The 26,645-nt window shown below is 65.7% G+C and carries 22 protein-coding genes and 1 riboswitch; of the genes, 10 read left to right on the top strand and 12 right to left on the bottom strand.

Translation table 11 applies throughout. The annotated features are described in order from the left end of the window. Window positions 1-9 precede the first annotated feature (9 nt). The 3 genes from ACIPG5_RS04510 to ACIPG5_RS04500 all read left to right on the top strand — a co-directional run bounded on the left by ACIPG5_RS04510 (window position 10) and on the right by ACIPG5_RS04500 (window position 6,111). The gene (locus ACIPG5_RS04510; protein ID WP_401373547.1) at window positions 10-4,902 is read left to right on the top strand and encodes an Hpt domain-containing protein; all 4,893 of its coding nucleotides are present in this window, start codon (window positions 10-12) and stop codon (window positions 4,900-4,902) included. Further along, on the top strand, window positions 4,895-5,368 hold the full coding sequence (locus ACIPG5_RS04505; protein WP_176514091.1) for a chemotaxis protein CheW: 474 nt from the start codon (window positions 4,895-4,897) through the stop codon (window positions 5,366-5,368). Before ACIPG5_RS04510 ends, ACIPG5_RS04505 begins: the two co-directional genes overlap by 8 nt. Before the next feature lie 125 nt (window positions 5,369-5,493). Then, complete coding sequence (locus ACIPG5_RS04500) at window positions 5,494-6,111, top strand: hemolysin III family protein (protein WP_176514093.1); 618 nt, start codon at window positions 5,494-5,496, stop codon at window positions 6,109-6,111. Window positions 6,112-6,117: 6 nt separating this feature from the next. Here ACIPG5_RS04500 and ACIPG5_RS04495 read toward each other — a convergent pair whose 3' ends face one another. From ACIPG5_RS04495 to ACIPG5_RS04485, 3 genes are all read right to left on the bottom strand, one after another. Then, window positions 6,118-6,837 carry a 16S rRNA (uracil(1498)-N(3))-methyltransferase gene (locus ACIPG5_RS04495; protein WP_401373544.1) on the bottom strand — a complete coding sequence of 240 codons (720 nt, stop codon included), beginning with the start codon at window positions 6,835-6,837 and terminating at the stop codon, window positions 6,118-6,120. A gap of 170 nt (window positions 6,838-7,007) precedes the next feature. Then, window positions 7,008-8,414 (bottom strand): adenosylmethionine--8-amino-7-oxononanoate transaminase, encoded by a 1,407-nt coding sequence (locus ACIPG5_RS04490; protein WP_401373542.1) that lies wholly within the window; start codon window positions 8,412-8,414, stop codon window positions 7,008-7,010. A gap of 79 nt (window positions 8,415-8,493) precedes the next feature. Next, entirely contained in the window at window positions 8,494-8,985 is a 492-nt protein-coding gene (locus tag ACIPG5_RS04485; protein WP_401373540.1) for a hypothetical protein, read from the bottom strand. A 211-nt stretch (window positions 8,986-9,196) separates the two neighbouring features. Between ACIPG5_RS04485 and ACIPG5_RS04480 the strand changes: the two genes are divergently transcribed. From ACIPG5_RS04480 to ACIPG5_RS04470, 3 genes are all read left to right on the top strand, one after another. Next, the gene (locus ACIPG5_RS04480) at window positions 9,197-10,960 is read left to right on the top strand and encodes a flavin monoamine oxidase family protein (protein ID WP_176514101.1); all 1,764 of its coding nucleotides are present in this window, start codon (window positions 9,197-9,199) and stop codon (window positions 10,958-10,960) included. Window positions 10,961-11,197: 237 nt separating this feature from the next. Beyond that, on the top strand, window positions 11,198-11,749 hold the full coding sequence (locus tag ACIPG5_RS04475; RefSeq protein ID WP_176514103.1) for a cytochrome b: 552 nt from the start codon (window positions 11,198-11,200) through the stop codon (window positions 11,747-11,749). Window positions 11,750-11,782: 33 nt separating this feature from the next. Further along, window positions 11,783-12,361, top strand: coding sequence for a YceI family protein (locus ACIPG5_RS04470; protein ID WP_236237476.1), 579 nt, complete (start codon window positions 11,783-11,785; stop codon window positions 12,359-12,361). A 64-nt stretch (window positions 12,362-12,425) separates the two neighbouring features. Here ACIPG5_RS04470 and ACIPG5_RS04465 read toward each other — a convergent pair whose 3' ends face one another. From ACIPG5_RS04465 to ahcY, 5 genes are all read right to left on the bottom strand, one after another. Further along, on the bottom strand, window positions 12,426-14,318 hold the full coding sequence (locus ACIPG5_RS04465) for a DEAD/DEAH box helicase (protein ID WP_236237475.1): 1,893 nt from the start codon (window positions 14,316-14,318) through the stop codon (window positions 12,426-12,428). A gap of 218 nt (window positions 14,319-14,536) precedes the next feature. Beyond that, entirely contained in the window at window positions 14,537-15,325 is a 789-nt protein-coding gene (locus ACIPG5_RS04460) for a substrate-binding periplasmic protein (RefSeq protein WP_401373537.1), read from the bottom strand. A gap of 44 nt (window positions 15,326-15,369) precedes the next feature. Then, window positions 15,370-16,446, bottom strand: coding sequence for a hypothetical protein (locus ACIPG5_RS04455; protein WP_401373535.1), 1,077 nt, complete (start codon window positions 16,444-16,446; stop codon window positions 15,370-15,372). A 94-nt stretch (window positions 16,447-16,540) separates the two neighbouring features. Further along, window positions 16,541-17,386 (bottom strand): methylenetetrahydrofolate reductase [NAD(P)H], encoded by an 846-nt coding sequence (gene metF / locus ACIPG5_RS04450; RefSeq protein WP_176514114.1) that lies wholly within the window; start codon window positions 17,384-17,386, stop codon window positions 16,541-16,543. Window positions 17,387-17,523: 137 nt separating this feature from the next. Further along, window positions 17,524-18,933: an adenosylhomocysteinase gene (ahcY, locus tag ACIPG5_RS04445; RefSeq protein WP_401373533.1), complete on the bottom strand. Its 1,410-nt coding sequence runs from the start codon at window positions 18,931-18,933 to the stop codon at window positions 17,524-17,526. 21 nt (window positions 18,934-18,954) lie between these two features. Then, window positions 18,955-19,051, bottom strand: a riboswitch (S-adenosyl-L-homocysteine riboswitch). Between the two features lie 179 nt (window positions 19,052-19,230). Here ahcY and ACIPG5_RS04440 point away from each other — a divergent pair. Continuing rightward, the gene (locus ACIPG5_RS04440; RefSeq protein WP_085676699.1) at window positions 19,231-19,632 is read left to right on the top strand and encodes an acyl-CoA thioesterase; all 402 of its coding nucleotides are present in this window, start codon (window positions 19,231-19,233) and stop codon (window positions 19,630-19,632) included. Window positions 19,633-19,743: 111 nt separating this feature from the next. Here the strand turns inward: ACIPG5_RS04440 and ACIPG5_RS04435 are convergent, their stop codons facing one another. After that, window positions 19,744-20,979 (bottom strand): sodium:proton antiporter, encoded by a 1,236-nt coding sequence (locus tag ACIPG5_RS04435; protein ID WP_176513759.1) that lies wholly within the window; start codon window positions 20,977-20,979, stop codon window positions 19,744-19,746. 178 nt (window positions 20,980-21,157) lie between these two features. Between ACIPG5_RS04435 and ACIPG5_RS04430 the strand changes: the two genes are divergently transcribed. Next, window positions 21,158-21,991 (top strand): EamA family transporter, encoded by an 834-nt coding sequence (locus tag ACIPG5_RS04430; RefSeq protein WP_236237472.1) that lies wholly within the window; start codon window positions 21,158-21,160, stop codon window positions 21,989-21,991. A gap of 27 nt (window positions 21,992-22,018) precedes the next feature. Beyond that, complete coding sequence (locus tag ACIPG5_RS04425; RefSeq protein WP_176513763.1) at window positions 22,019-22,405, top strand: MAPEG family protein; 387 nt, start codon at window positions 22,019-22,021, stop codon at window positions 22,403-22,405. A gap of 112 nt (window positions 22,406-22,517) precedes the next feature. Here ACIPG5_RS04425 and ACIPG5_RS04420 read toward each other — a convergent pair whose 3' ends face one another. Next, window positions 22,518-23,669 (bottom strand): murein transglycosylase A, encoded by a 1,152-nt coding sequence (locus ACIPG5_RS04420; RefSeq protein WP_401373530.1) that lies wholly within the window; start codon window positions 23,667-23,669, stop codon window positions 22,518-22,520. Window positions 23,670-23,786: 117 nt separating this feature from the next. Here ACIPG5_RS04420 and ACIPG5_RS04415 point away from each other — a divergent pair, with 117 nt between their 5' ends. Then, window positions 23,787-24,233, top strand: coding sequence for a cytochrome c (locus ACIPG5_RS04415; RefSeq protein ID WP_286914166.1), 447 nt, complete (start codon window positions 23,787-23,789; stop codon window positions 24,231-24,233). A gap of 99 nt (window positions 24,234-24,332) precedes the next feature. Here ACIPG5_RS04415 and ACIPG5_RS04410 read toward each other — a convergent pair whose 3' ends face one another. Then, on the bottom strand, window positions 24,333-24,725 hold the full coding sequence (locus ACIPG5_RS04410) for a DUF1090 domain-containing protein (RefSeq protein ID WP_176513769.1): 393 nt from the start codon (window positions 24,723-24,725) through the stop codon (window positions 24,333-24,335). 132 nt (window positions 24,726-24,857) lie between these two features. Further along, window positions 24,858-26,555, bottom strand: coding sequence for an NAD-dependent DNA ligase LigB (ligB, locus tag ACIPG5_RS04405; RefSeq protein ID WP_401373527.1), 1,698 nt, complete (start codon window positions 26,553-26,555; stop codon window positions 24,858-24,860). Between the last annotated feature and the right edge of the window lie 90 nt (window positions 26,556-26,645).

The following is a 26,645-nucleotide window of genomic DNA, read 5'->3' as shown; positions in this document are numbered from 1 at the left end:
GACGTGCCCATGGCTTCTGCAGCAGTGAACCCCGAACGCCACGACACCGTGGCCCTGGCCTGGACCCGGGCGGCCATCCTCGATTGCCTGGGCCAGGCGCGCCAGGCCCTGGAGCGCTTTGCCGGGGAAACCGACGACCGCTCGATCCTGGCCTTCGTGGTCGACAACCTGCACCAGGTGCATGGCTGCCTGCGCATGCTCGAACTGCGCGGCGCCACGCGCCTGGCCGAAGAGCTCGAATTGCTGGCGCGGGCCTTGGCCGATGGCCAGGTGAGCCCCCGAGGCGACTGCCTGGGCCCACTGTTTCGCGGCCTCGAACAACTGCCCTCGTACCTGGAGCGGCTGCGCGGCGCGCGCCACGACCTGCCGCTGGTGATGCTGCCGCTGCTCAACCAGCTGCGTGCCTGCCGCGGTGTCGAGCCACTGGCCCAGGGCAGCCTGATCAGCGGTGCGGCCCAGCGTTTTGCCGGCTCCGACGACCTGGCAAACCTCGACCTGTCGCTGGGCAACTGGCGCGAGCAGGTGCAGGCCGGGCCGGGCCGCGATGCCCTGCGCTCGGTGATCACCGCGCTGTGCGACGACCTGGTGCGGATCAAGGAGCGGCTTGACCAGTTCGTGCGCAGCGATCGCCAGCACATCGAACAGCTCGATGCCCTGCTGGCGCCGCTGCGGCACGTTGCCGACACCTTGGCGGTGCTGGGTTTCCAGCAGCCTCGGCGGGTCATCATCGACCAGGTGCTGGCCCTGCAGGCCCTGGCCCAGGGCGAGCGTGCGGTGGATGACCCGGTGCTGATGGATGTGGCTGGCGCGCTGCTGTACGTGGAGGCCAGCCTCAATGGCATGGTCGGCCCGATAGAAGAGGGTGGGCAGAACGGGCTGCCCGGCTCGGACCTGGCCGAGATCCGCCAACTGGTGCTCAACGAGTCGCTGGCCGTGTTGCAGCAGGCCAAGGACCTGATCGGCGACTACCTCGAATCCGATTGGCCGCGCCAGCGCCTGCAGCCGCTGCCCGGCTTGTTGCAGCAGGTGCGCGGGGCGCTGGCGATGCTGATGCTGCCTGCTGCTGCGCAGGTGTTCGGTGGCTGCGCAAGTTATGTGCAGGGCTGGCTGCAGCACCTGGATGTGGAGCCGCCAGCGGAGCAACTGGAGCACTTGGCGCAAGCGCTCAGCGCCGGCGAGTGCTACCTGCAGTGGCGGGTGGCCGACCCGCTCGCCGATGGCCAGCCGTTCCTCGACATGGCCCGCGCCAGCCTGGCGGCGCTGGGCGTGGCGTGCAGCCATGGTGAGGCGCCGGGCAGCCACGACGACAGCAGCGATGGCATCGACGACGAGCTGCGCGAAGTGTTTCTCGAAGAGGCCGGCGAGCTGTTGCCGGAGATCGAGCGCCACTGGCTGCGCTGGCGTGCCGACAACAGCCTGCGTGACGCCCTGGTGGAGGTGCGCCGCGACCTGCACACGCTCAAGGGCAGCGGGCGCATGGTGCATGCCCAGGCCGTCGCCGAGCTGGCCTGGGGCGGCGAACACCTGCTCAACCGCGTGCTCGAAGGGCGCATCGCGCTGTCGCCGGAAGGCGCCGTGGCGCTGCAGCAGGTGGTGGTGCACCTGCCGGACCTGCTGGCCGACTTCGCCGCCGGGCAGATGCCGCAAGTCTCCGAGATCGAGCAGTTGGCCAGCCACCTGCACGCGCTGGCCGAGAACGACACGCTTGCCAGCGCCGACATCCAGGGCCTGGACCCGCAACTGCTGGATATCTTCCGCAATGAGGCCCAGGGCCACCTGGCCAGCCTGGACGCCTACCTGCAGGCGGCCAACGGGCAGGGCACGCCGGTCAGCGATGACCTGCAGCGCGCCTTGCACACGCTCAAGGGCAGCGCTGCCATGGCCGGGGTGATGCCGATCGCCGAGCTGGCCACGGCGTTCGACCGCCTGGTGCGCGAATACCGCGGCCACCAGTTGCCATTGCAGGGCGCCGAAATCGCCTGGCTGGAGTCGGCGCATGCGCTGTTCCAGCAGGGCCTGGCGCAACTGGGCAGCACCCCGTTGGCCGCTATTCCGGGCGCTGCACCCTTGATCGAGCAGGTTGGCGAGGCGGTGGACGAGCGCCTGGCGACCCTGCACGAGGAGCAGTCCCATGCGCGGCGCAACGCCCGCGACCCGCAACGCACAGCCCTGTTCCTGGCCCAGGCCATGGACATCCTGCTGGATGCCGAGTCGCTGCTGTCACGTTGGCAGGAGCAACCTGGCCAGCGCCAGTCGCTGGACAGCCTGCTCGATGAGCTGACCACGCTGTGCCACGCGGCCCACCTGGCCGACCTGTGGCAGATGGATGACGTCTGCGAGGCCCTGCTGGACCTCTACGGCGCCGTCGAAGAGGGCAGCCTGGGGGCCGATGCACGCTTCTTCGCCCAAGCCCGGCAGGCCCATGAAGCGCTGCTCGACATGCTCGATGAGGTGGCTGCCGGCCAGGAGCTGACCCCGCGCCCCGATTGCGTCGATGGCCTGCGCGCCTTGCTCGCCAGCGCCCTGGCACCGGAGGCCACGGGCCTGGTCGCACCTGGGTCGGTGACGCCGCTGAACGCGCCGCTGGAGCTGGCCGAAGAAGACGACAGCCCCGGCGACAAGGAGCTGCTGGAAGTCTTCCTCGAAGAAAGCTCGGACATCGTCGAAAGCGCCGGCGCCGCGCTGGCCCGCTGGCAGGCCGACCCGCGCAACAGCGTCGAGGTGGAAAACCTGCTGCGCGACCTGCATACCCTCAAGGGCGGCGCACGCATGGTGGAAATCGCCGCCATCGGCGACCTGGCCCACGAACTGGAATTCCTCTACGAACTGCTCGCTGCCGGGCGCTTGCCGCCCAGTGCGGCGCTGTTCGCCTTGCTGCAGAACTGCCATGACCGCCTGGCACACATGCTCGATGCCGTGCGCCTGGGCCAGCCGCTGCACGCGGCCACCGCGCTGATCGACTACATCCGCAACTTCAGCAGCGCCGCCTTGACCGACAGTGCTGCCGGCCAGGCGCCGGCCGAAGCGGCGCACCCCGACCAGCCCAGCGCCGCGCCGGAGCGTGCGGCCGGTGACATGGTCAAGGTCGACGCCGAACTGCTCGACGACCTGGGCAACCTGGCCGGCGAGCACTCGGTCATCCGCGGGCGTATCGAGCAGCAGGTCAACGACGCCCAGTTCGCCCTCAACGAAATGGAAACCACGCTGGAGCGCATGCGCGACCAGTTGCTGCGCCTGGACAACGAGACCCAGGGGCGGCTCAGCAGCCGGCAGCCGTTCGAAGGCGATGCCTACGAAGATTTCGACCCGCTGGAAATGGACCGCCACTCCCAGCTGCAGCAGTTGTCGCGGGCCTTGTTCGAATCGGCCTCCGACCTGCTCGACCTGAAAGAGACACTGGCCCAGCGCGCCCAGGAGGCCTACAGCCTGCTGCAGCAGCAGGCGCGGGTGAACAGCCAGTTACAGGAGGGCCTGACCGCCACCCTGATGGTGCCTTTCGAGCGCCTGGTGCCGCGCCTGCAGCGGGTGGTGCGGCAGGTGGCGAGCGAGCTGGGCAAGCAGGTCGAGCTGGTGGTCGGCAACGCCGAGGGCGAGCTGGACCGCAGCGTGCTCGAGCGCATGGTCGCGCCGCTGGAGCACATGCTGCGCAATGCCGTCGACCATGGCCTGGAAGCGCGCGAGGTGCGCCTGGCCGCCGGCAAGCCGGAGCAGGGCACCATTGCCCTGAACCTGCTGCACGAGGGCGCCGACATCGTCATCGAAATGACCGACGACGGCGCCGGCGTGCCTCTGCAGGCGGTGCGCCGCAAGGCCATCAAGCGCGGGCTGCTCGACCCCCAGGCCAACCTCAGCGACCACGAGATCCTCCAGTTCATCCTGCGCCCGGGGTTTTCCACCGCCGAGAAGATCACCCAGATTTCCGGGCGCGGCCTGGGCATGGACGTGGTGCACGAGGAGGTCAAGCAACTGGGCGGCTCGATGACCATCGAGTCGGCCCAGGGCAAGGGCGCGCGCTTTCTCATTCGCCTGCCGTTCACGGTGTCGATCAACCGTGCCCTGATGGTGCACCTGGGCGAGGAGCAGTACGCCATCCCGCTCAACACCATCGAGGGCATCGTGCGCGTGCCGCCGGCGGAACTCGCCGCCTGCTACCAGCTGGATGCGCCGCGCTACGTGTATGCCGGCCACGAATACCAGCTGCGTTACCTCGGCGAGCTGCTGCAAGGGCTGCCGCGGCCCGGCCTGCTGGGGCAGAGCGTGCCGCTGCCGGTGTTGCTGGTGCATTCCCAGGAGCAGTCGTTCGCGATCCAGGTCGACAGCCTGTCGCCAAGCCGCGAGATCGTGGTGAAGAGCCTCGGGCCGCAATTTGCCGCCGTGGCGGGTTTGTCGGGCGCGACCTTGCTCGGCGATGGCCGGGTGGTGCTGATTCTCGACCTGCTCGGCCAGTTGCGTGGCCAGCAGCGGCGCCTGGCGCGCCTGCCGGGCGGCAGCGGGGTGCAGAGCACGCTGTTCGGCCCGGCGCCACGGCGCGCCTTGCTGGTGATGGTGGTGGACGACTCGGTGACGGTGCGCAAGGTCACCAGCCGCCTGCTCGAGCGCCACGGCATGAGCGTGCTGACCGCCAAGGACGGGGTCGATGCCATGGCCCTTCTGGAAGAACACCGCCCCGACGTGCTGCTGCTGGATATCGAGATGCCGCGCATGGACGGCTTCGAAGTGGCCACCCGCATTCGCCGTGACGAGCGGCTCAAGGACCTGCCGATCATCATGATCACCTCACGCACCGGGCAGAAGCACCGCGACCGGGCCATGGCCATCGGGGTCAACGATTACCTGGGCAAGCCGTACCAGGAGTCGGTGCTGCTGCAGAGCATCGCCCATTGGAGCCAGCACCATGCTTGAACTGATCGCCGGCCAGCGCAGCAGCCTGACCGGCCTGCTGCTGCCCCTGGGTGACCGCACCCTGGTGCTGCCGAACGTGGCCGTGGCCGAACTGATCGGCCAGCGCAATCTCTTGTGCCAGCCGGGCGAGCCGGCCTGGCACCTGGGCTGGCTCGACTGGCGCCAGCAGCATTTGCCGCTGATCGGCTTCGAGGCCGCCTGCGGCGGCGAGACGCCGTGTGGCGAGCGGGCACGGGTGGTGGTGCTCAATGCCCTGGGCGATACCGGGCTGCGTTATCTGGCGGTGTTGCTGCAGGACATCCCTCGCTCGTGCAAGCTCGACAGCCAGCTCAACTATGTGGATGTGGCGCTGGGCAGCCTGGAGCTGGCGGCGGTGCAGGTGGGCGAGCAGGTGGCGCGGGTGCCGGACTTGGTCGGGCTGGAAAGGCTGGTGCGTGACGCGCAATTGCAACCTGGGGTTGGGTAGGATGTAACGCTCATGGCCCTGTCGCCAGGCTTTGCGCGGTACCTGTGGGAGCCGGCTTGCCGGCGATCGGGCCGCAAGGCGACTGCAAGAAGGAACCCAGCCCACCCAAGGAGGTCTGTGTTTGCATGTATTACGGTGAACGCTTCAACGCCTGGACCCACCTGGTCGGTGCCGTCCTGGCCTGTATCGGTGCCATCTGGCTGATCGTCGTCGCAGGCCTGCAGGGCGACCCCTGGAAGATCGTCAGCTTCTCCATCTACGGCGGCACCTTGCTGCTGCTCTACAGCATCTCGACCCTTTACCACAGCACCCGCGGCCGGGCGAAAGTGATCATGCGCAAGCTCGATCACCTGTCGATCTACCTGCTGATCGCCGGCAGCTACACGCCTTTCTGCCTGGTCAGCCTGCGCGGCCCGTGGGGCTGGAGCCTGTTCGGGGTGGTCTGGGGGCTGGCAGTGATCGGCATGCTGCAGGAAATAAAACCGCGCTCGGAAGCGCGGATCCTGTCGATCATCATCTATGCGGTGATGGGCTGGATCGTGCTGGTGGCGGTCAAGCCATTGCTCGCAAGCCTGGGCACCGCCGGCTTTGCCTGGCTGGCGGCCGGCGGGGTGTTCTACACCGTGGGCATCATCTTCTTCGCCTTCGACAGCCGCTTCCGCCATTGGCACGGCATCTGGCACCTGTTCGTGATCGCCGGCAGCCTCATGCACTTCGTCGCGGTGTCGTTCTACGTGCGTTAGCGCCGGTCAAAAATCGCCCCACAGCTGCTGCGCCACCGCCAAAGCCACCACCGGCGCGGTCTCGGTGCGCAGCACGCGAGGGCCGAGGCGCGCGGCATGAAAGCCCGCCGCCTTGGCCTGGTCCACTTCCGCCTCGCTCAGGCCGCCTTCGGGGCCGATCAGGAAGGCCAGGCGTGCCGGCCTGGCGTGGCTGGTCAGTGGCTCGGCGACCGGGTGCAGCACCAGTTTCAGGTCGGCATCGCTGGCCTTGATCCATTCGGCCAGGGTCACTGGCGGGTGGATCACCGGCAGGGTCGAGCGGCCGCATTGCTCGCAGGCGCTGATGGCCACCTGGCGCCAGTGGGCCAGGCGCTTGTCGGCGCGCTCGTCTTTGAGGCGCACTTCGCAGCGTTCGCTGACGATCGGGGTGATTTCGTTGACGCCCAGTTCGGTGGCCTTCTGGATCGCCCAGTCCATCCGCTCGCCGCGGGACAGGCCTTGGCCCAGGTGCACATGCAGCGCTGAATCGGCCTGGCCGGGCAGGGCCTGGTCGAGGCTCACGCGCACGCTTTTCTTGCCCACTTCGAGCAGTTGGCCGAGGTATTCCTGGCCACTGCCGTCGAACAGTTGCACGGCATCACCCGGGGCCATGCGCAGGACGCGGCCGATGTAGTGGGCCTGGGCCTCGGGCAGGTCGTGCTCGCCAAGGCTCAGGGGGGCGTCGATGAAGAAGCGGGACAGTCTCATGGTTCTGCTCAAACTGAAGGGTGGGCACAGCCCGTAGGAGCGGCCTTGTGTCGCGAAAGGGCTGCAGAGCAGCCCCATATTTCAGCGGCGCTGCAACATGCCGGGGGCCGCTTTGCGGCCCTTTCGCGACACAAGGCCGCTCCTACAGGGTATTGCGAACGTAGGTGGGGCTAGCCCGGATCGCGGAAGTCGGGGTGGAAGTTGGCCGGCACCGCGACGCTGACGCTATCACGCGTGGCGATATCGATGCCTTCGCTGGCCACCTCGGCCAGGAAGTCGATCTGCTCCGGGGTAATCACATACGGCGGCAGGAAGTACACCACGCTGCCCAGCGGGCGCAACAGGGCGCCGCGGCTCAGGGCATGCTCGAACACCTTCAGGCCGCGACGCTCTTGCCACGGGTAGGCGGCCTTGCCGGCCTTGTCCTGCACCATCTCGATGGCCAGGGCCATGCCGGTCTGGCGGATTTCGGCGACATGCGCGTGGTCGGCCAGGTGCGCGGTGGCGCTGGCCATGCGCGCCGACAACGCCTTGTTGGCCTCGATCACGTTGTCCTGCTCGAAGATGTCCAGCGTCGCCAGGGCCGCAGCGCAGGCCAGCGGGTTGCCGGTGTAGCTGTGCGAGTGGAGGAACGCGCGCAGGGTCGGGTAGTCGTCGTAGAACGCCTGGTACACGGTGTCGGTGGTCAGGCACGCGGCAAGCGGCAGGTAGCCGCCGGTCAGGGCCTTGGACAGGCACAGGAAATCGGGGCGGATGCCGGCCTGTTCGCAGGCGAACATCGTGCCGGTACGGCCGAAGCCCACGGCGATTTCGTCGTGGATCAGGTGCACGCCATAGCGGTCGCAGGCCTCGCGCAGCAGCTTGAGGTACACCGGGTGGTACATGCGCATGCCGCCGGCGCCCTGGATCAGCGGCTCGATGATGACCGCCGAAATGGTCGCGTGGTGTTCGGCCAGGGTCTGCTCCATGGCCGCGAACAGGTTGCGTGAGTGCTCTTCCCAGCTCATGCCCTCGGGGCGCAGGTAGCAGTCCGGGCTGGGCACCTTGATGGTGTCGAGCAGCAGGGCCTTGTAGGTTTCGGTGAACAGCGGCACGTCGCCGACCGACATGGCGGCGATGGTTTCGCCGTGGTAGCTGTTGGTCAGGGTGACGAAGCGCTTTTTCTCCGGTTTGCCGATATTCTGCCAGTAGTGGAAGCTCATCTTCAGCGCCACTTCGATGCACGACGAGCCGTTGTCGGCGTAGAACACCCGGTCCAGGCCAGCCGGGGTCATGGCCACCAGGCGCTCGGACAGCTCGATCACCGGCTGGTGGCTGAAGCCTGCGAGGATCACGTGCTCGAGCTGGTCGACCTGGTCCTTGATGCGCTGGTTGATGCGCGGGTTGGCATGGCCGAACACGTTGACCCACCAGCTGCTGACCGCATCCAGGTAGCGCTTGCCCTCGAAGTCCTCGAGCCACACGCCTTCGCCGCGCTTGATCGGGATCAGCGGCAGTTGCTCGTGGTCTTTCATCTGGGTGCAGGGGTGCCACAGGACCTTGAGGTCACGTTGCATCCACTGATCGTTGAGGCCCATCGGCACTTCTCCTGGCGTTGCGGCATGGTTTGACCGCGTAAGCCTAAGCAATGCCAGGGGGCAGGACAACCGCTAGTGGTCAATGGCGACAGGTGCCCGTCCATTCGAGCTTGCGGATGTGCACGGTGCCGGCCTGGGACGTGGAGATGGTCAGGCGCCGAAACGGCCCATCGAGGATCTGCTGGTAGGGCTGGGTGGCGATGGGGCCGGGCATGAACGCGGTGTGGCCGCTGCCGGACAGCGTGAGCCAATAGAAGCTGCGCGGGATCGGTACGAACAGTTCGGCTTCGTCGGCGTCGGTATCGAGCAACATGTGTACATCGTCGTAGTGCTGGTCGCTGACCACGTAGTACTCCAGGCACAGGCTCTCGACCTCCTGGCTGAAGACGATCTCCACCTCGCTGTGCTCGCCAATCACCAGTTCGGTGCCGTGCTCGCCCTTGAAGGCTTCGTGAAAGCCCGTCCACGAGGTGCTGTTGGCGCAGATGCTCAACCCTGAGGGGGTGAGCAAGGCCTGTTTGTGCCACAGAAACTGCCTCTGGACCTGTGCGAAATGCTCCTCATAGATCATGCGCAGCTCCTTTTGTCGGTTCTTCTGGCTACGCGTGAGAGCATCGCCCGCAAACGCAAAGCCGGCTACTGACAAAAATGCCAGTTGCCAAAGGCACTTGATATCGCCGTGCTGGCAGGGTCTGCAGACCTGACGTATTCTTAACGCATCTCGCTCGGGGCAATTCTTGCCTCTTCCCATTCCTGTAACGTCTGACTCGGAGTTCGCCATCATGGCTGCTGCTTGGGTGCGCCTGTGCGCGTTGGTATTGATCGGTGTATCCAGCGGCGCCACGCTGGCCAAGGACAAGACACCTACGGCGATCGTCGTGGGCGGTGGCCTGGCAGGCCTGACCGCAGCCTACGAGCTGCAGAACAAGGGCTGGCAGGTGACCCTGCTGGAAGCCAAGTCGGGCATGGGCGGGCGTTCGGGGCTGGCCACCAGCGAGTGGATCGGCAATGGCAAGGCCCAGCCGGTGCTCAACCAGTACCTGGACCATTTCAAGCTCGAAACCCTGCCGGCACCGGAGTTCGTGCGGACCCCGGGCTACCTGATCGACGGCGAGTACTTCAGCGCCGCGGACCTGGCCACCAAGCAGCCCGCCACCGCCGAGGCGCTCAAGCGCTACGAGAAGACCCTCGATGACCTGGCCCGCTCCATCGACGACCCGCTCAACCCCCAGGCCAACAGCACCCTGTTCGCCCTCGACCAGATCAACGTGTCCAGCTGGCTCGACAAGCTGCAACTGCCGACCACCGCACGCCAACTGGTCAACCAGCAGATCCGCACCCGCTACGATGAACCGTCGCGCCTGTCGCTGCTCTATTTCGCCCAGCAGAACCGCGTCTACCGTGGCGTCAGCGACCGCGACCTGCGCGCCGCGCGCTTGCCAGGCGGCAGCCCGGTGCTGGCCCAGGCCTTCGTCAAACAGCTGAAAACCATCAAGACCAGCTCGCCGGTGACCTCCATCGTGCAGGACAAGGACGGCGTGACGGTCAAGGCCGGCAGCGTCGGCTACCAGGCCGACTACGTGGTCATGGCCGTGCCGCTGCGCGCCCTGGCCAAGATCCAGATCACCCCGGTGCTCGATACCCAGCACGTGGCCGCCCTGCGGGGCACCAACTACGGCTGGCGCGACCAGTTGATGCTCAAGTTCAAGCAGCCTGTGTGGGAAAGCCGTTCGCGGATGTCTGGCGAAATCTTCAGTAACGCCGGCCTCGGCATGCTGTGGATCGAGCCGGCACTCAAGGGCGGCGCCAACGTTGTGATCAACCTGTCCGGCGACAATGCGCGGTTGCTGCAGGCCTTTGGCGACAAGCAGATGGTCGACCAGGTGCTGATCCGCCTGCACGCCTTCTACCCACAGGCCCGGGGCGCGTTCACCGGTTACGAGGTCAAGCGCTACAGCACCGACGCCGGCACCGGCGGCGCCTACCTGGCCTACGGCCCGGGGCAGATCAGCAAGTACTGGCGCCTGTGGGAGCGCCCGGTGCAGCGCATCGCCTTTGCCGGCGAGCATACCGACGCCCTTTACCCAGGTACCCTGGAAGGCGCCCTGCGCAGTGGCCAGCGTGCGGCCAGCCAGGTGCAGGACCTGCTGGCCGGCAAGTCGTTCGACCCGGCCAAGGCCGCGACCGTGGCGGCTGCGGCAGGCGCAGGCGCGGCGGCGAGCAAGGACAAGGGCGGGTTCTTCTCGCGCCTGTTCGGGGGCGGCGACAAGCCTGAAGTGAAGGCTGCACCGGTGGCCAAGGCCGAGGAAGTGGCCCCGGCGCCAGCACCTGCGCCAGTGGCGGCACCTGCCCCGGTAGTGCCGGCACCGATCGCCAAGGAAGAACCCGCCAAGCCAGCTGCCACCAAGGCCGCTCCGGCCAAACAGGCGCCCGCGCACAAACCGGCGGCCAAGCAGGCGCACAAGGCGGCTGAGCCGAAGAAGGCGACCGTGAAGTCCGAACCTGCCAAGAAGCCGGTGAGCGACGCCCAGGCCAAGGCTGGCTGATGCCTTGACCTGTATCCGCTCCCACAGAGCTAAGCAAATTACCTGTGGGAGCGGGCTTGCCCCGCGAAGAGGCCGGAACTGACAGGTTGCTATTTCCCGCTATTGTTAATGTTTCCTTAATAGCCAACTCACACACTATTTATCGGATTTCTCGATAATCCGGAGCAATTTTTTACGCTTTTATTCGATACGATTCGCGTTAGTCTGTGCACAGCTTTCACGGGGAAACACTGCATCATGCAACTGCGCAACTCACCTTCTCGCTATGGCGTCGTCAGCATCGTCCTGCACTGGGGCGTGGCACTGGCGGTCTTCGGGCTGTTCGGCCTGGGCTTGTGGATGGTCGGCCTCGACTACTACAGCCCCTGGCGCAAATCGGCCCCTGACCTGCACAAGAGCATCGGCCTGGTGCTGCTGGGGGTGATGCTGCTGCGCGTACTCTGGCGCTTCATCAGCCCACCGCCTCCGGCGCCGGCCAACCACGGGCCACTCACCCGCCTGGCTGCCAAGCTGGGGCACCTGGCGCTGTACCTGGGGCTGTTCGCGGTGATGGGCGCCGGTTACCTGATTTCCACCGCTGATGGCGTGGGCATCCCGGTCTTCGGCCTGTTCGAAGTGCCTGCACTGATCAGCGACCTGCCTGACCAGGCCGACGTGGCAGGTGTCATCCACCTGTGGTTGGCCTGGGGCCTGGTGATCTTTGCCGTGCTGCATGGCCTGGCAGCCTTGAAACATCATTTCATCGACCGTGACGCGACCCTGACACGCATGCTGGGCCGCAAAGCTTGACTCTCAACTCAATTGCATAGGAAGGAAGTAAGGATGTTGAAAAAGACTTTTGCCGCTCTGGCGCTCGGTACCGCACTGTTCTCCGCCGGCCAGGCCATGGCCGCCGAGTACAAGATCGACAAGGAAGGCCAGCACGCGTTCGTCGACTGGAAGATCAGCCACCTGGGCTACAGCTTCATCCACGGCACCTTCAAGGACTTCGATGGCACGTTCACCTGGGACAGCGCCAAGCCTGAAGCCAGCAAGATTGCAGTCGACGTGAAAACCGCCAGCCTGTGGTCGAACCATGCCGAGCGTGACAAGCACATCGCCAGCAAAGACTTCCTGGACGTGAGCAAGTACGCAGACGCCAAGTTCGTATCCACCAGCGTCAAGTCCACTGGCGACAAGACTGCTGATGTAACTGGCGACCTGACCATGCACGGCGTCACCAAGCCGGTCACCTTCAAGGCGACCTTCAACGGCGAAGGCAAGGACCCATGGGGCGGTGAGCGCGCAGGCTTCAATGCCACCACCACCCTCAACCTGAATGACTTCGGCATCAAGGGCCCAGGCCCAACCTCGCAGACCCTGGACCTGGATATCAGCGTCGAAGGTGTGAAGCAGAAGTAAGCGTTTGCCCGCGCAATAAAAAACGCCGCCCGATTGGGCGGCGTTTTTTATTGCCTGGCGTTACTCAACCCTTGCGGGTCAGCAGCGCAGGGCGCTCGCCACGTGGGCGGCTTGGCAGGTCGTCCAGTTGCTCGGGCGTCGGGTAACGGTCGAGCTTGGATTCCTTGCGGATGATCACCGGCTGGTTCTGCGGCTCACGCGAGCTGCGCACTGCCGGTTCCTGGCGCAGGGCATCGTCGCGACCGGCCGGGCGGTTGCGACCACCGCCACCATCACGGCGGCCACCGCCGCCATTGTTGTTGCGCGGCGGGCGTTTTTCGCCGCTGGCGCTACGAGGCTGGCCGCCATTACGGCCCTGGCCACCGCCGTTGTTGCGCTGGCTCGCGCCCTGGCCCGGCTGGGCCTGGCCGGCACCGGCAGCGCCGCCTGGGCGGCGGTTGCGGCCCTGGTTCTTGGCGTTCTGGTAGGGGCTGACGTAGTCGGCGCGGTTGCCGAAGTTGTCGACGTCGTCGTCGAGGAACTCTTCCGGGTCACGGTCGGCAGAGGTTTTCGGCGCGTTGCCCTGGCTTGCCTGCTGCTGGCGCGGCTTCTTGTCGCGTGGCTTGCGCGGCTGTTGCTTGTCGCCGGCCTTTTCCTTGTCGGCCGGTTTCTCCGCGGCTTGCGGCTTGGCCTTGCCTTTGTCCTTGCCCTTGTCCTTGCGGCCACCGCCGCCGTCCTTGCCGCCATCGCCACGGGCCTGCTGGTTACGGCCACCGCGGCCGTTGGTCTGCTGGCGTTCGCGTACTTCCGGCTTCTCGGCTTCCACCTGGCTTGCGTCGAAGCCCATCAGGTCGCCATCGGCAATCTTCTGCTTGGTGACGCGCTCGATGCTCTTGAGCAGCTTCTCTTCATCCGGCGCGACCAGGGAAATGGCCTCGCCCGAACGCCCGGCACGGCCGGTGCGGCCGATACGGTGAACGTAGTCTTCCTCGACATTCGGCAGCTCGAAGTTGACCACGTGGGGCAGTTGGTCGATGTCCAGGCCGCGCGCGGCGATATCGGTGGCGACCAGCACCCGTACCGAGTTGGCCTTGAAGTCGGCCAGGGCCTTGGTGCGGGCGTTCTGGCTCTTGTTGCCGTGGATCGCGGCGGCGCTCAGGCCGTGCTTTTCCAGGTACTCGGCCAGGCGGTTGGCGCCATGCTTGGTGCGGGTGAACACCAGCACCTGTTCCCAGGCACCCAGGGTGATCAGGTGCGCCAGCAGGGCACGCTTGTGGCTGGCGGGCAGGCGATAGACGCGCTGCTCGATGCGCTCGACCGTGGTGTTCGGTGGGGTGACCTCGATGCGCTCCGGGTTGTGCAGGAGCTTGTCGGCCAGGTCGGTGATGTCCTTGGAGAAGGTCGCCGAGAACAGCAGGTTCTGGCGCTTGGCCGGTAGGCGGGCGAGGACCTTCTTGACGTCATGGATGAAGCCCATGTCGAGCATGCGGTCGGCTTCGTCCAGCACCAGGATTTCCACGTGGGCCAGGTCGACCTTGCCTTGGCCGGCCAGGTCGAGCAGGCGACCCGGGCACGCCACGAGCACGTCCACGCCCTTGGCAATGGCCTGGATCTGCGGGTTCATGCCGACGCCGCCGAAGATGCAGGCGCTGACCAGTGGCAGGTCGCGGGCGTAGACCTTGAAGCTGTCGTGCACCTGGGCTGCCAGCTCGCGGGTCGGGGTCAGGACCAGGACGCGCGGTTGGCGCGGGCCATGGCGCTGGGATTTGTCGGGGTGACCGGCCGGGAACAGGCGCTCGAGGATCGGCAGGGCGAAACCGCCGGTTTTACCAGTACCAGTCTGTGCGGCAACCATCAGGTCGCGGCCTTGCAACACGGCGGGAATGGCCCGCTGTTGCACCGGAGTCGGCTGGGTGTAGCCCGCAGCTTCGATAGCGCGGACAAGAGCCTCGGAGAGACCGAGGGAAGCAAAGGACATGGGCAATCCTGTTCTCGTTGGGGCTGGGCCCGTTGGGATGTTCTGCCTGGCGCGACGGGCATCGGAGGGATGCGATCGCGTCCGGTCCAGCTGGGCTTTCACTGCACATCCGGGAAGCGGGGGGTGGACGCCAAGGGGCGTCAATGCCGATCGGGATGCTTGTTTCGAGGCCGAGCGTCCGGGCGTGAGCCGGGCGGGAAGGCCCGAGTATAACAGAGCTATTGCAGCGTGCTGCTTTCCTGCTGCTCAACGGCGTGAGGAAGATGGCGGGTGTCGCCAATATAGCGTTCGATTATCGCGACGAAGGCGGGTTCCTGCTTGAACCGGCGCAGCTCATCGGCGAAGGCCTGGGCCAGCTGTTCGCGCCCGGGTTTGCGCGCCAGGCCCAGGTACTGGGGCTGGCGGCTGACCACCAGCGGCAGCTCTTCGACCTGTTGCTCAAGGCCCAATTGCCGGCGCAGGTAGCGCCCGACCAGGCGGTCGGTAATCAGCAGGTCGATGCGGCCCAGCACGAGTTTGCCGAAATTGGCCTCGTGGCTGGGCGCCGATTCACGCTTGAAACCCGTTGCCTCGAGAAATTCCGGGCCGTAGGCGTAGCCTGGCGAGGTGCCGACGGTCAGGCCATCGAGGTCGCCGAGTTGATGGATGGCATGACGGCGGCGGCTGGCCTGATACAGGACGAATTCGGCATCGGACATGGGTTCAATCGGGTAGACCATGTAGGCCTTGCGCGCATCGACCTTGAAGATGTCCATCACGCCGTCGGCCAGGCCTTGCTCGATCATCGCCAGGCAGCGCTTCCAGGGCATGAATTCCCACTCCACCTCGACCCCCAGGCGCTTGAACACTTCGCGCGAGACTTCATAGTCGATGCCCTTGGTTTGGCCGCCATCCTGGTAGATGTACGGCGCCCAGTCGTCGCTGACCAGGCGCAGGCGCTCGCCAAGCGCCATCGGGCTCAGGCAGGCGAGCAGGAGGATGCAGAGCAGGCGGGTGATCGCAGACATGGCGCGAGATTACGCGCTCGGGCGGGGCAAGGCCAGTGACCGGCTCAGTGCGCAGAGGCTTTGAGCAGGTGCGCCTCGATGTCCTTGCGCCGCTCGCCCAGCGACAAGCGCAGGCCCGGGTGGCGCAGGCACTGGCGCAACTGCTCGGGGGCGGTGTGGCCGTGGCGCTGGTTGAGGTTCTCCAGCGCCTTGTCCCACCAGGCCGGAGCGCAGGCGCGGTCGAATTCGTTGGGGTAGGGATAGCAGCCATACAGCAGCTCGCGGGCAAACTGCCGTTCGCGGCTTGGCAGGGTCAGGCTCAGGGCCTTGTAACCCAGGCGGTGCAGCGCCGGGGGGCGTGGCAACTGGTCGTTGACCAGCGCCACATCGGCCCGCGCCGGCCCACTCAGCAAATCGTCGCCATGCTTGTGCAGCCAGGCCTGGATCTTGGCGCGGAACTGCGCCTTGCGGCTCCAGTAGTGGTGGATGACATCGGCACACCCGGCCACCTCGAGCGTGCGATATGCCGCCACTGCCAGGCAGAATTCTTCCAGCGTGTAGGCCGTGCGGGCCAGCGGATAGAGCTCATCCATCAGGGCGATGGAGCGGTCGAGGGTGGCGGCGTCGTCAGCGCTGAGGCCGATCACCCCCGAGTTCAGCAGTGGCATCTGGCAATCGGCAAGGCCGCGCTGCTCGAGGATCGCCACCAGGTTGCGGTACAACAGGCAGGCCTGGTTGGCGCCGTAGCGCGGGCCGATGAAGTTGCACAGCATGTGGCCTGGGCGAACGCGCTGGAACAGCTTGAGGGGCGAGGTGCGGAAGAACGTGTCGGTATCGATCAGCACGGCCAGCGGGTGCTGCTGCAGCACCTGGCGCAGCAGCACGTGCTTGCTGCGAAAGTGATAACCGTGGGGGGCGTTCCAGGCTGCGCGGGTGGCTTCGTCGAGCAGGTGCACGGTAACCGGCAACTGGCCGTAGGGCGCCGGGTTGTCGGTATAAACCTGGATATCCAGCGCTTCGCCGGCCTGCGTGTCGAGGTGGGCGAGGGCGCTGACGATGCTGAAACAGGCTTCCTGGTGATAGGTGGCCGGCCCGAAGGCGAGGTAGACCAGTTGCGGGCGGCTAGGCGAGAGCGGTGGCATGTGTGGCAAGACCTGCATGTTCCAGGAAGGAAATAAGGCCTTAGTCTATGACTTAAGCCTTAATCCTTACTGAATAAGATCTTGCCAAAAAGTTTCAGCGAGGCAGCTTCAGGTTGTTCCAGATGGCCAGGCTGGCATCGGCCTGGTTCAGGGTATAGAAGTGCAGGCCCGGCGCGCCGCCTTGCAGCAGTTGCTCGCACATGCGGGTGATCACTTCTTCACCGAAGGCCTGGATGCTGGCGGTGTCGTCGCCATAGGCTTCCAGCTGCTTGCGGACCCAGCGCGGGATCTCGGCGCCGCAGGCGTCGGAGAAGCGTGCCAGCTTGCTGTAGTTGGTGATCGGCATGATGCCGGGCACCACCGGGATGTCCACGCCCAGCTTCTGCACGCGTTCGACGAAGTAGAAATAGCTGTCGGCGTTGAAGAAGTACTGGGTGATGGCGCTGTCGGCACCGGCCTTGACCTTGTGCACGAAGTTGGCCAGGTCGGCTTCGAAATTGCGCGCCTGCGGGTGCATTTCCGGGTAGGCGGCAACTTCCAGGTGGAAGTGGTCACCGCTTTCCTGGCGGATGAACTCGACCAGGTCGCTGGCGTAGCGCAGTTCGCCACTGGCCATGCCCATGCCCGACGGCAGGTCGCCGCGCAGGGCAACGATGCGCTTGATGCCGGCTGCCTGGTACTGGGCGAGCAGGGCGCGCAGCTCGTCCTTGCTGTCGCCGACGCACGACAGGTGCGGGGCGGCCGGGACCTTGGCTTCGCTTTCCAGCTGCAGCACGGTGTTCAGCGTGCGGTCGCGGGTCGAGCCACCGGCACCATAGGTGCAGGAGAAGAAGTCCGGGTTGTAGGCGGCCAGCTGCTTGGCCACGGCCATCAGCTTTTCGTGACCGGCGTCGGTCTTGGTGGGGAAGAATTCGAAACTGTAGCGGCGTTCTTGTGACATCTCTGTTTCCTCAGCTGCAAGCCATGGGCCGCAAGCTGCAAGTAAAAGCCAGGGCGGTGGGGGCCGGCCTGGCTCGGGCATCGATCAAGATTCAACGACTACCAGCGCCCGGCGGCAGGCCACCGGGCGCTTGCCGCTTAGTAGCGGTAGGCGTGCGGCTTGAACGGGCCTTCGACAGCCACGCCGATGTAGTCGGCCTGCTGCTTGGTCAGCTGGGTGACCACGCCGCCGAAGCCGCGGACCATTTCCAGGGCCACTTCTTCGTCGAGCTTCTTCGGCAGCACTTCAACGGTCAGACGCTCGGCTTTCTTCTCGGCCGACAGGTCGGCGTACTTCTGCTCGAACAGGAAGATCTGCGCCAGTACCTGGTTGGCGAACGAGCCGTCCATGATGCGGCTTGGGTGGCCAGTGGCGTTGCCCAGGTTCACCAGGCGGCCTTCGGCCAGCAGGATCAGGTAGTCGTCGTTCTGCGGGTCGAAGTCGCCAGCGCCGGTGCGGTGGATCTTGTGCACCTGTGGCTTGACCTCTTCCCACGCCCAGTTCTTGCGCATGAAGGCGGTGTCGATCTCGTTGTCGAAGTGGCCGATGTTGCAGACCACGGCGCGCTTCTTCAGGGCCTTGAGCATGTTGGCATCGCAGACGTTGACGTTACCGGTGGTGGTGACGATCAGGTCGATCTTGCCCAGCAGGGCCTTGTCGATGCTGGCTTCGCTGCCGTCGTTGATGCCGTCGATGAACGGCGAGACCAGCTCGAAGCCGTCCATGCAGGCCTGCATGGCGCAGATCGGGTCAACTTCGGTGACCTTGACGATCATGCCTTCCTGACGCAGGGACTGGGCCGAGCCCTTGCCCACGTCACCGTAGCCGATCACCAGGGCTTGCTTGCCCGACAGCAGGTGGTCGGTGCCGCGCTTGATGGCATCGTTGAGGCTGTGACGGCAGCCGTACTTGTTGTCGTTCTTGCTCTTGGTGACCGAGTCGTTGACGTTGATCGCCGGGACTTTCAGCTCGCCTTTGGCCAGCATGTCCAGCAGGCGGTGCACACCGGTGGTGGTCTCTTCGGTAACGCCGTGCACACGGTCCAGAACGGCCGGGTACTTCTTGTGCAGCAGCTCGGTCAGGTCGCCGCCGTCGTCGAGGATCATGTTGGCGTCCCATGGCTGGCCATCCTTGAGGATGGTCTGCTCCAGGCACCACTCGTATTCTTCCTCGGTTTCACCTTTCCAGGCGAAGACCGGGATACCGGCGGCAGCGATGGAGGCGGCAGCCTGGTCCTGGGTCGAGAAGATGTTGCAGGACGACCAGCGCACTTCGGCACCCAGGGCAACCAGGGTTTCGATCAGCACGGCAGTCTGGATGGTCATGTGGATGCAGCCCAGGATCTTCGCACCCTTGAGCGGCTGCTCAGCCAGGTACTTGCGACGCAGGCCCATCAGGGCAGGCATTTCCGATTCGGCGATGATGGTTTCGCGACGGCCCCAGGCGGCGAGGGAGATGTCGGCGACTTTGAAATCGGTAAAACCTGCAGGCGTGTTTACAGCGCTCATTGAGAGCCTCCATTCGTAGTGTGCGAATGGGCGCCGTTGTGCGTTGAGCGTCCGCGGCAGCGGACAACGCCCCATCCGAGCCTGACAGGCCGAGCCTGCTGCAGCGCCCCTCGGGTGGGTGGCGGGCATGGCACCGCTAATGGCTGCCATGTGAATCGGCAGGGATTATAGCCGTGGCCGTGTGACACACCAAAGGCTTTCTGTCGATTAATCGAGACGATAGTCGATGTTCAATGGAGCGCCCGGCGCCGCTCTGCCATCATTACTTCACGTTAGCCAAGCAGGTCAGGAGTACTGATGAACTTTCACACCCGCAAGTGGGTAAAACCCGAAGACCTCAACCCCAACGGCACACTGTTCGGCGGCAGCCTGCTGCGCTGGATCGACGAAGAAGCGGCGATCTACGCCATCGTCCAGCTGGGCAACCAGCGCGTGGTGACCAAGTACATGTCGGAGATCAACTTCGTCAGTGCCTCGCGCCAGGGCGACATCATCGAGCTGGGCATCACCGCCACCGAATTCGGCCGCACCTCGATCACCCTGCGCTGCGAAGTGCGCAACAAGATCACCCGCAAGAGCATTCTCACGGTAGACCGCATGGTCTTCGTCAACCTCGGCGAAGATGGCTTGCCGGCGGCCCATGGGCGCACCGAGATCAAGTACGTGCAGGACCAGTTCCCCGACTCGGCGGTGGAGTGATGGCCTGGGGCTGCTTTGCAGCCCATCGCCGGCAAGCCGGCTCCTACAGCTGTGGCCTACCTGTGGGAGCCGGCTTGCCGGCGATAGGGCCACAAAGCGGCCCTCAGCGTTTCAAGGCTGTGCGCTGACCTTGCGCACCACCCGGCCGATGCTCAACCCCTGCACCAGAATCGAAGACAGCACCACGATGTAGGTGATCGACAGCAGCAGGTCGCGCTCGCTGCCTTGGGGCAACGACAGCGCCAACGCCACCGAAACCCCGCCCCGCAAGCCACCCCAGGTCAGCACTCGCACAGTGCCTTTCGGCACGCTCCGCCAGCGCCGCAGCAGCACGATGGCCGGCGCCACCGTCAGCAGGCGCGACAGCAGCACCGCCAGGGCCAGCACCCCACCGGCCGCCAGGTGCAGCCAGTTGAACGGCAGCAGCAACAGCTCCAGGCCGATCAGGGCGAACAGCAGGGCGTTGAGCATGTCGTCGATCAGCTCCCAGAAACCGTCCATGTAGCGGCGGGTCATGTCGTTCATCGCCAGGTTGCGGCCCAGGTTGCCGATGATCAGGCCGGCCACCACCATGGCAATCGGCGCCGAGACGTGCAGTTCGTAGCACATCGCCGAACCGCCGATGACCAGCGCCAGGGTCAGCATGACCTCGACCTGGTACTGCTCGACGCTCTTGATCATGCGGTAGGTGGCGTAGCCGATCACCCCACCGAACACCACGCCACCGATGGCCTCGCGGGCGAACAGCAGCGCCGTCTCGGAAAAGCTCGGCGTTTCGCCAAGCTGGATGATGCCCAGCAGCACGGTGAATACCACCACCGCAGTGCCATCGTTGAACAGTGACTCGCCGACGATGGTGGTTTTCAGCGGCTTGGAAGCGTTGGCGGTACGCAGGGCGCCGAGCACTGCGATGGGGTCGGTCGGCGAAATCAGCGCACCGAACAGCAGGCAGTAGATCAGCGGCACCTGCCAGCCGAACAGGGCGAACACCCAGTGCGACAGGTAGCCGATCACCACGGTGGCGATCAGCACGCCGATGGTGGCCAGCAGGCCGATGGGCCAGCGGTAGCTGCGCAGGTCCGCGAGGTTGACGTGCAGTGCGCCGGCGAACAGCAGGAACGCCAGCATCCAGTGCATCAGCAGGTCGTTGAAGTCGATCTGGTTCATCAGCCCTTCGACGCGAGCCTCAAGGCCCGGGAAGCCGATCAGACTCAGGCCCTGCAGCAGCAGGGAAAACAGCAGCGCGGTGACCATCACGCCGATGGCGGGCGGCAGGCCGATGAAACGGTAATTGACGTAGGTGAGGAGGGTGGTGAGGCAGATAAACGCGGCAACTAATTCAAGCATCCCGAATCCTGTAACAATGGCTTCCAAGTCGTACCCGAATGGCATCGGGCAGTTGTTTGATGACCTGGCGATGGTTTCGGGACACAGGTTTGACCAGATTTGTTCTTTTCGTTCCATCGCGCTTTCCGGGCCGGAAGCGTTGTATCGTTGCCCGCTCTGACTGCAAGGAGCTCCCCGCGTGTTGGCAACTTCCCTGGTCCTGATCGCCGCCCTGCTGCACGCGACGTGGAACACCCTGATCAAATTCAGCGGCGAGCGCCTGTTGGTCATCGCCAGCATGGACACCGTGGCACTGGCCTTCGCGGTGTGCGCCGTGGCCTTCACGGAGTTCCCGCCGGCCGAGATCTGGCCGTGGCTGCTGGCCTCGGCACTGGCCGAGCAGCTCTATCGCTTCTTGCTGATCCAGGCCTACCGGGTCGGCGACCTGGGCCTGGTCTATCCTCTGATGCGCGGGCTGTCGCCGCTGGTGGTGCTGGGGCTGACCCTGGCGTTCGCCGGCGAGTCGCTGAGCCAGCAGCAGATCATCGGCATCCTGCTGATCCCTTGCGGCATGGCCTGCCTGTTGTGGCAGGGCGGCGGCGGGGACCGGCTGCCCTGGTCGATGCTGCCGGTGGTGGCGCTGATCGGCTTGTGCATCGGTTGCTACACCTGGTTCGACGGGCAGGCCGTGCGGCTGTGGGGCAAGCCCTGGGACTACCTGGTCTGGCTGACCTTGCTCAGCGCCTGGCCTTTCCCGCTGTTGGCCAGTGTGGCGCGGCGGGCGCCGTTCGTACTGTTCTGGCGTACGCAATGGCGGCTGGGCCTGGCGGTGGGGTTGTGCGTGCTGCTCAGCTATGCGCTGGTGCTGTGGGCCATGCACCTGGGCTCGGTGGCCGAGGCGGCGGCGCTGCGTGAACTGAGCGTGGTGCTGGTGGTGCTGCTGGGCATGCGCTACCTCAAAGAACCTTTTGGCGGGCCGAGACTCCTAGCTTGCGGGCTGGTCCTGGCAGGCATGCTGGTGATGAAGCTCTAACCCATTTTCGTACAAGGAGTCATGAGCATGACCGTTGCCCTGTGGTGCATCCTGATCGCGCTGGTGCTGCCGCCTTTCTGTGCGCTGATCGCCAAGGTCGCCAGCGGCCGTTTCGGCCTGAAGGACAATCACGACCCGCGTGCCTTCCTCGACACGCTCTCCGGGCTGCCACGCCGTGCCCATGCTGCGCAGCAGAACAGCTATGAAGCGTTTCCGGCATTCGCGGCGGCGGTGCTGGTGGCGGATGTGGTCGGCAATGCCGAACAGGTGACCCAGGATGTGCTGGCGGTGATGTACATCACCAGCCGCTTGCTCTACATCATCTGCTACCTGGCGGACTGGGCGGCGTTGCGCTCGCTGGTGTGGTTTGCCGGGTTGGCGTTGATCGTGTCGTTCTTCGTGGTTTCGATCTGAAATCGAGGTGGCTCCATCGCCGGCAAGCCGGCTCCCACAGGTAGTTCATCAGGCGTGAGGCCTGGGGCGACCCTGTGGGAGCCGGCTTGCCGGCGATGCGGCCACTGCAGCTCTACAGAACCTTCGGCACGTCAGGCAGCGGCTGGCCTTTGGGCCACAGCATCCAGATCTGCCCCTGCTGCTTCATGTTCCCCGCCAGTTCCCCAGCCTGCGGCCCGGTGCCCCAGAACAGGTCCGCGCGCACCTCGCCAGTAATGGCCCCACCCGTATCCTGAGCCCCCACCGGCCGCACCACCGGCGTGCCGTCCGGGCGCGTGGTGGACAACCACAGCAAACTGCCCAGCGGGATCACCTTGCGGTCGATGGCAACGCTGTAGCCTGCCGTCAGCGGCACGTTGAGCGAGCCGCGTGGGCCCTCGTTGCTGTCGGGGCGGGTGCTGAAGAACACGTAGCTGGGGTTGCTGGCCAGCAGTTCCGGTACCCGTTGCGGGTTGGCCTGGGCCCAGGCGTGGATGGCGCCCATGCTCACGTCTTCTTTCTTCAGCTGGCCCTGCTCGATCAGCCAGCGGCCGATCGGCCGGTAGGGGTGGCCGTTCTGGTCGGCATAACCCAGGCGCAATTGGCGGCCATCAGCCAGTTGCACGCGCCCCGAACCTTGAATCTGCAGGAACTGCAGGTCCATCGGGTCGGTGAGCCAGGCCAGCACCGGTGCCTTGGCGCCATCGCGGTAGATCACTTCGGCAGTGTCGTAGGGCTTGAGCACGCGCCCTTCGATACGGCCCCGCAGGCGCTTGCCCTTGAGTTCGGGGTAGATGCTCGAAAGGTCGACGACAATCATGTCATCGGGGATGCCATACACCGGCACCTGGGCCTTTTCGGTGCGCTTGAGGCTGCCTGGGTAGACCGGCTCGTAGTAACCGGTGATCAGGCCATTGGCGTTGTTTTCGGCAGAACGCAGGCCGTAGACCTGCAGTTGCTGCTGCAGGAAGGCGCGTACCTGGGTGGCATCTTCGGGAATGCCTTGCGCAGCTTCGCAGGTGGCGGCCCACACCGGGTCACGCTTGAGTTTTTCGCAGCCCACTCGCCAGGCATCGAAGCCTGCCAGCAGCTCGCTGTCGCTGACCTTGGGCAGGTCGTTCCAGGTGGCGGGGGCGTAGGTGGCGATGGCATGCGGCTCGGGCTTGGCGCTTTCGCCGCCGTTGCAGCCCGCCAGCAGGGCCAGGGCCGGGAGTGTCCAGGCCAGGTGGCGCAGGGCAGATTTCATCGGTGGGTTCCTGTGGGGGCGAACATGAAGATTCACCCCTGTGTTTTATGTGGCTATTGGTCTTTGCCTGGCAGGCGGCGATACTGGCCGCCCATTTGCGAGGCCCAAGAGACCGTGATGTTCAAGCGATTGACCGTAGTACTGCTCGCCGCCCTTGCCCTGACCGCCTGTGACCGGGTCGACCCGAACTCGCCACTGGGCAAGCGCAAGGCCATCTTCAAGGACATGCTCAAGACCAGCGAGGACATGGGTGGCATGCTGCGCGGGCGCCTGCCGTTCGACGCCAGCAAGTTCGCCGACGGTGCGCTGAAGCTGGACGCCCTGGCCCACGAGCCCTGGCAGCACTTCCCTCAGGTGCAGGATGACGGCAACAGCAGTGCGCGGCCCGAAGTGTGGCAGCGCCAGGCGCGCTTTCATGAGCTTGCCCAGGCGCTGGAAGGCGTCACCGGCGAACTGGTCGAGGTGACGCGCAGCCAGCCGCTCGACGCTGCGCAGTTGAAAGGGCCGATGGACAAGGTCGAGGCTGCCTGCAAGGCGTGCCATACCGAATTCCGCAATCATTGATCAGCTGTGAGGGCCTCATCCAACCCGTTCACCGCAGGCCTGAACCCGGGTGGTGAACGTGTGGGAGCCGGCTTGCCGGCGATGAGGCCCTCAGGGCGATCAACGGTCGAGTTCGTCGACCGCTTCCTGCAGTTCCTTGCGCGACTCGGCCAGCTTGTCCTTGCGCTTGTTGATCTTTTCCGAATCGCCTTTCTTCTCGGCCTTCTTCAGGTCCTTCTCGCGCTGGGCGACTTCATGGCGGGCATCCAGCACCTTTTGCTCGCGCTCTTTGCGCAGGCTCGCGTCGGTGCAGTTGTCGACGCCACGCAGCGCTTGTTCCAGGCCCGCGACCTGGTTGCTGTTGCCGTGCTCGCGGGCGATCTTCAGCTGGTTCTCGATGGCGCTGCGCTTGGCGGCGCAGCCGGTCAGCCCCTCATCCGGTTGGGCAGCCTGCGCGACACCTGCGGCCAGACCGAGTGTTGCCAGCAGAACGAGGGTGGAAATACGTTTCATCAGGGCCTCCTTGACGGGGCGGGGCAGCAAAAAGTTGTGGCAAATGCTGCCTTGGTTTTGCCGATTTAGGAACCCTTGTTGGACTTTTCTAGAACAAACCAAGGCATTTCAGGCCGATATTTTTGTGAAAACTCATTGCGCCGTGCTTGCGCCGCGCTGCGAGAAGCCGTCTACATCGAATTCCCCCAGCCGCTCGGCGATGCCCTGAACGGCCGCTGTGGAAAAGAAAGTGCTCAGCTGTTGCGCCCGCGTTTCACCTACCCCAGGCAGTGCCTGCCAGTCACTCGGGGAGCGCTGGGCCAGGGTTTGCCAGCTGCCTTCATGCAGCACCGCGCGCGGTGCGGGCACGCCAAGCGCACGCAGCCACTGTTCGAAGGGCCGGGCACGGCCACTGGCGAACGCATCGAGCAAGCGCCTGGCGGTGGTTTCGCTGATGCCCGGCACGCCCATGAGCTGCTCGGCATCGAGCGCGAGCCAGTCACCGATCTCGCCCACCCGGCCACTTTCCACCAGCCGCTGCCAGGTGCCGGGGCCGGTACCCGGCATGGCCAGGCCGTGCTTGCCGCTTAGCCAGGTGAGCCGGGCGATGAACTGCTCCTGGCAGCCTTCGCTAGCCTGCCAGCAGCTGTGGGCGTGATAGCGCCCGGGTGCGGGCGGCGTGACGCTGGGCCGCTGCACCGCGCGGTGCACCACTTGTTCGAAGCGCGGGATGGTCAGCCCGGCCAGGCTGATGGCCACCTGATCCCCTGGGCGCACGTCATCGGCCTGCCAGCGCGCCAGCGAACCGAGGCTGACCTGGGTGATGCGCCGATCGTCCAGCGCCACTGGCCTGAGCTTCAGCAGCGGGGTGACCTTGCCGGTGCGCCCCACGCGAAAGTGCACCTCGCGCACTTCGGCCAGTGCCTGGGCAAAGGGATGTTTCCACGCAGCGATCCAGTAGGGCGCGTTGGCTTGCCAGCGCTCGGCAGGTGGGCGGCTGTCCTGGCGCAGGATCACGCCGTCGGTGGCGAAGGGCAGGGGGGAGCGGTACCAGTGCTGGCGCCATTGGCTGGCGTGTTCGAGGTTGTCGATGGGGTGGCTGTAGGATTGGCTGTCCGGGAAGCCCAGTTCGCGCAGTTTTGCCAGGCGCTCGGCTTGGCGGGCGGGGCCTTGGGGCCAGTCCCAGACGAACAGGCCGATGCTGGTGCCCGGTTCGGCGCCCAGCTGCTTGCGCGCCAGCAAGCCGGCCACGGTGCCGCGGGCGTTGGCGCTGCCTGCCTGGGCTTGCACGTGCTGCTCCAGGCGCAGGTAGAGCTCGCCCTGCAGCGTCAGGTCCAGTGCCTGGGGTAGTTGCCGGGGTAGCGCGGTGAGCATTGGAATATGGCGGCTCCAGTCGTGCCCCTGAAGCCCGTCGCCACGGCTGAGCACTTTCACCAGGCGGCCCTGTTGGTAAATCAACGTGGCAGCAACGCCGTCGACCTTGGGCTGGATCCACACCCCCGACTTGCCGGCCAGCCAGCGCGCCACGGCCGTTTCGTCGGGCAGTTTGCCGACCCCGGTATGGGCAATGGGGTGAGCGATCGGCCCGCGTGCGCTGGCCAGCGAGCCCAGTTCGCGCTCCATCGCAAAGCACTGCTCAAGCTGCAGCAGGCGTTGGCGGCTCTGGTCGTACAGCTCGTCGGCCACCTGCGCCTGGCCCAGGCGGTGGTAGTGGTCGTCCCAGCGCTGCAGGGTGTCGCGCAAGCTGGCCACTTCGGCGGCGGCCTGCGTGGCGGACCATGCCGGGCATTGGCCTGCATGGGCAGGCAGCAAGGGCAGTATCAGCAGGGCGAACAGCAGCATCCAGGGCATGGCCAGCATCCTTGCGTGGCGGGAAGGTGCTCCTCAGCCTAGGCAAGTGCCCCGGGGCCTGCCGAATGCAGTTGTCAGCCGATATGTCAC

The sequence above is a fragment of the Pseudomonas sp. NPDC087029 genome (assembly GCF_044745345.1).
Taxonomy (GTDB): domain Bacteria; phylum Pseudomonadota; class Gammaproteobacteria; order Pseudomonadales; family Pseudomonadaceae; genus Aquipseudomonas; species Aquipseudomonas faucium.
This window is presented reverse-complemented; position numbering and strand designations above follow the sequence as displayed.

Bases quoted from the DNA above. Each gene is read 5' to 3' on its own strand.
- ACIPG5_RS04510 (WP_401373547.1), top strand. From the start codon at position 10: ATGGCTTCTGCAGCAGTGAACCCCGAACGCCACGACACCGTGGCCCTG.
- ACIPG5_RS04505 (WP_176514091.1), top strand. From the start codon at position 4,895: ATGCTTGAACTGATCGCCGGCCAGCGCAGCAGCCTGACCGGCCTGCTG.
- ACIPG5_RS04500 (WP_176514093.1), top strand. From the start codon at position 5,494: ATGTATTACGGTGAACGCTTCAACGCCTGGACCCACCTGGTCGGTGCC.
- ACIPG5_RS04495 (WP_401373544.1), bottom strand. From the start codon at position 6,837: ATGAGACTGTCCCGCTTCTTCATCGACGCCCCCCTGAGCCTTGGCGAG.
- ACIPG5_RS04490 (WP_401373542.1), bottom strand. From the start codon at position 8,414: ATGGGCCTCAACGATCAGTGGATGCAACGTGACCTCAAGGTCCTGTGG.
- ACIPG5_RS04485 (WP_401373540.1), bottom strand. From the start codon at position 8,985: ATGATCTATGAGGAGCATTTCGCACAGGTCCAGAGGCAGTTTCTGTGG.
- ACIPG5_RS04480 (WP_176514101.1), top strand. From the start codon at position 9,197: ATGGCTGCTGCTTGGGTGCGCCTGTGCGCGTTGGTATTGATCGGTGTA.
- ACIPG5_RS04475 (WP_176514103.1), top strand. From the start codon at position 11,198: ATGCAACTGCGCAACTCACCTTCTCGCTATGGCGTCGTCAGCATCGTC.
- ACIPG5_RS04470 (WP_236237476.1), top strand. From the start codon at position 11,783: ATGTTGAAAAAGACTTTTGCCGCTCTGGCGCTCGGTACCGCACTGTTC.
- ACIPG5_RS04465 (WP_236237475.1), bottom strand. From the start codon at position 14,318: ATGTCCTTTGCTTCCCTCGGTCTCTCCGAGGCTCTTGTCCGCGCTATC.
- ACIPG5_RS04460 (WP_401373537.1), bottom strand. From the start codon at position 15,325: ATGTCTGCGATCACCCGCCTGCTCTGCATCCTCCTGCTCGCCTGCCTG.
- ACIPG5_RS04455 (WP_401373535.1), bottom strand. From the start codon at position 16,446: ATGCCACCGCTCTCGCCTAGCCGCCCGCAACTGGTCTACCTCGCCTTC.
- metF (WP_176514114.1), bottom strand. From the start codon at position 17,386: ATGTCACAAGAACGCCGCTACAGTTTCGAATTCTTCCCCACCAAGACC.
- ahcY (WP_401373533.1), bottom strand. From the start codon at position 18,933: ATGAGCGCTGTAAACACGCCTGCAGGTTTTACCGATTTCAAAGTCGCC.
- ACIPG5_RS04440 (WP_085676699.1), top strand. From the start codon at position 19,231: ATGAACTTTCACACCCGCAAGTGGGTAAAACCCGAAGACCTCAACCCC.
- ACIPG5_RS04435 (WP_176513759.1), bottom strand. From the start codon at position 20,979: ATGCTTGAATTAGTTGCCGCGTTTATCTGCCTCACCACCCTCCTCACC.
- ACIPG5_RS04425 (WP_176513763.1), top strand. From the start codon at position 22,019: ATGACCGTTGCCCTGTGGTGCATCCTGATCGCGCTGGTGCTGCCGCCT.
- ACIPG5_RS04420 (WP_401373530.1), bottom strand. From the start codon at position 23,669: ATGAAATCTGCCCTGCGCCACCTGGCCTGGACACTCCCGGCCCTGGCC.
- ACIPG5_RS04415 (WP_286914166.1), top strand. From the start codon at position 23,787: ATGTTCAAGCGATTGACCGTAGTACTGCTCGCCGCCCTTGCCCTGACC.
- ACIPG5_RS04410 (WP_176513769.1), bottom strand. From the start codon at position 24,725: ATGAAACGTATTTCCACCCTCGTTCTGCTGGCAACACTCGGTCTGGCC.
- ligB (WP_401373527.1), bottom strand. From the start codon at position 26,555: ATGCCCTGGATGCTGCTGTTCGCCCTGCTGATACTGCCCTTGCTGCCT.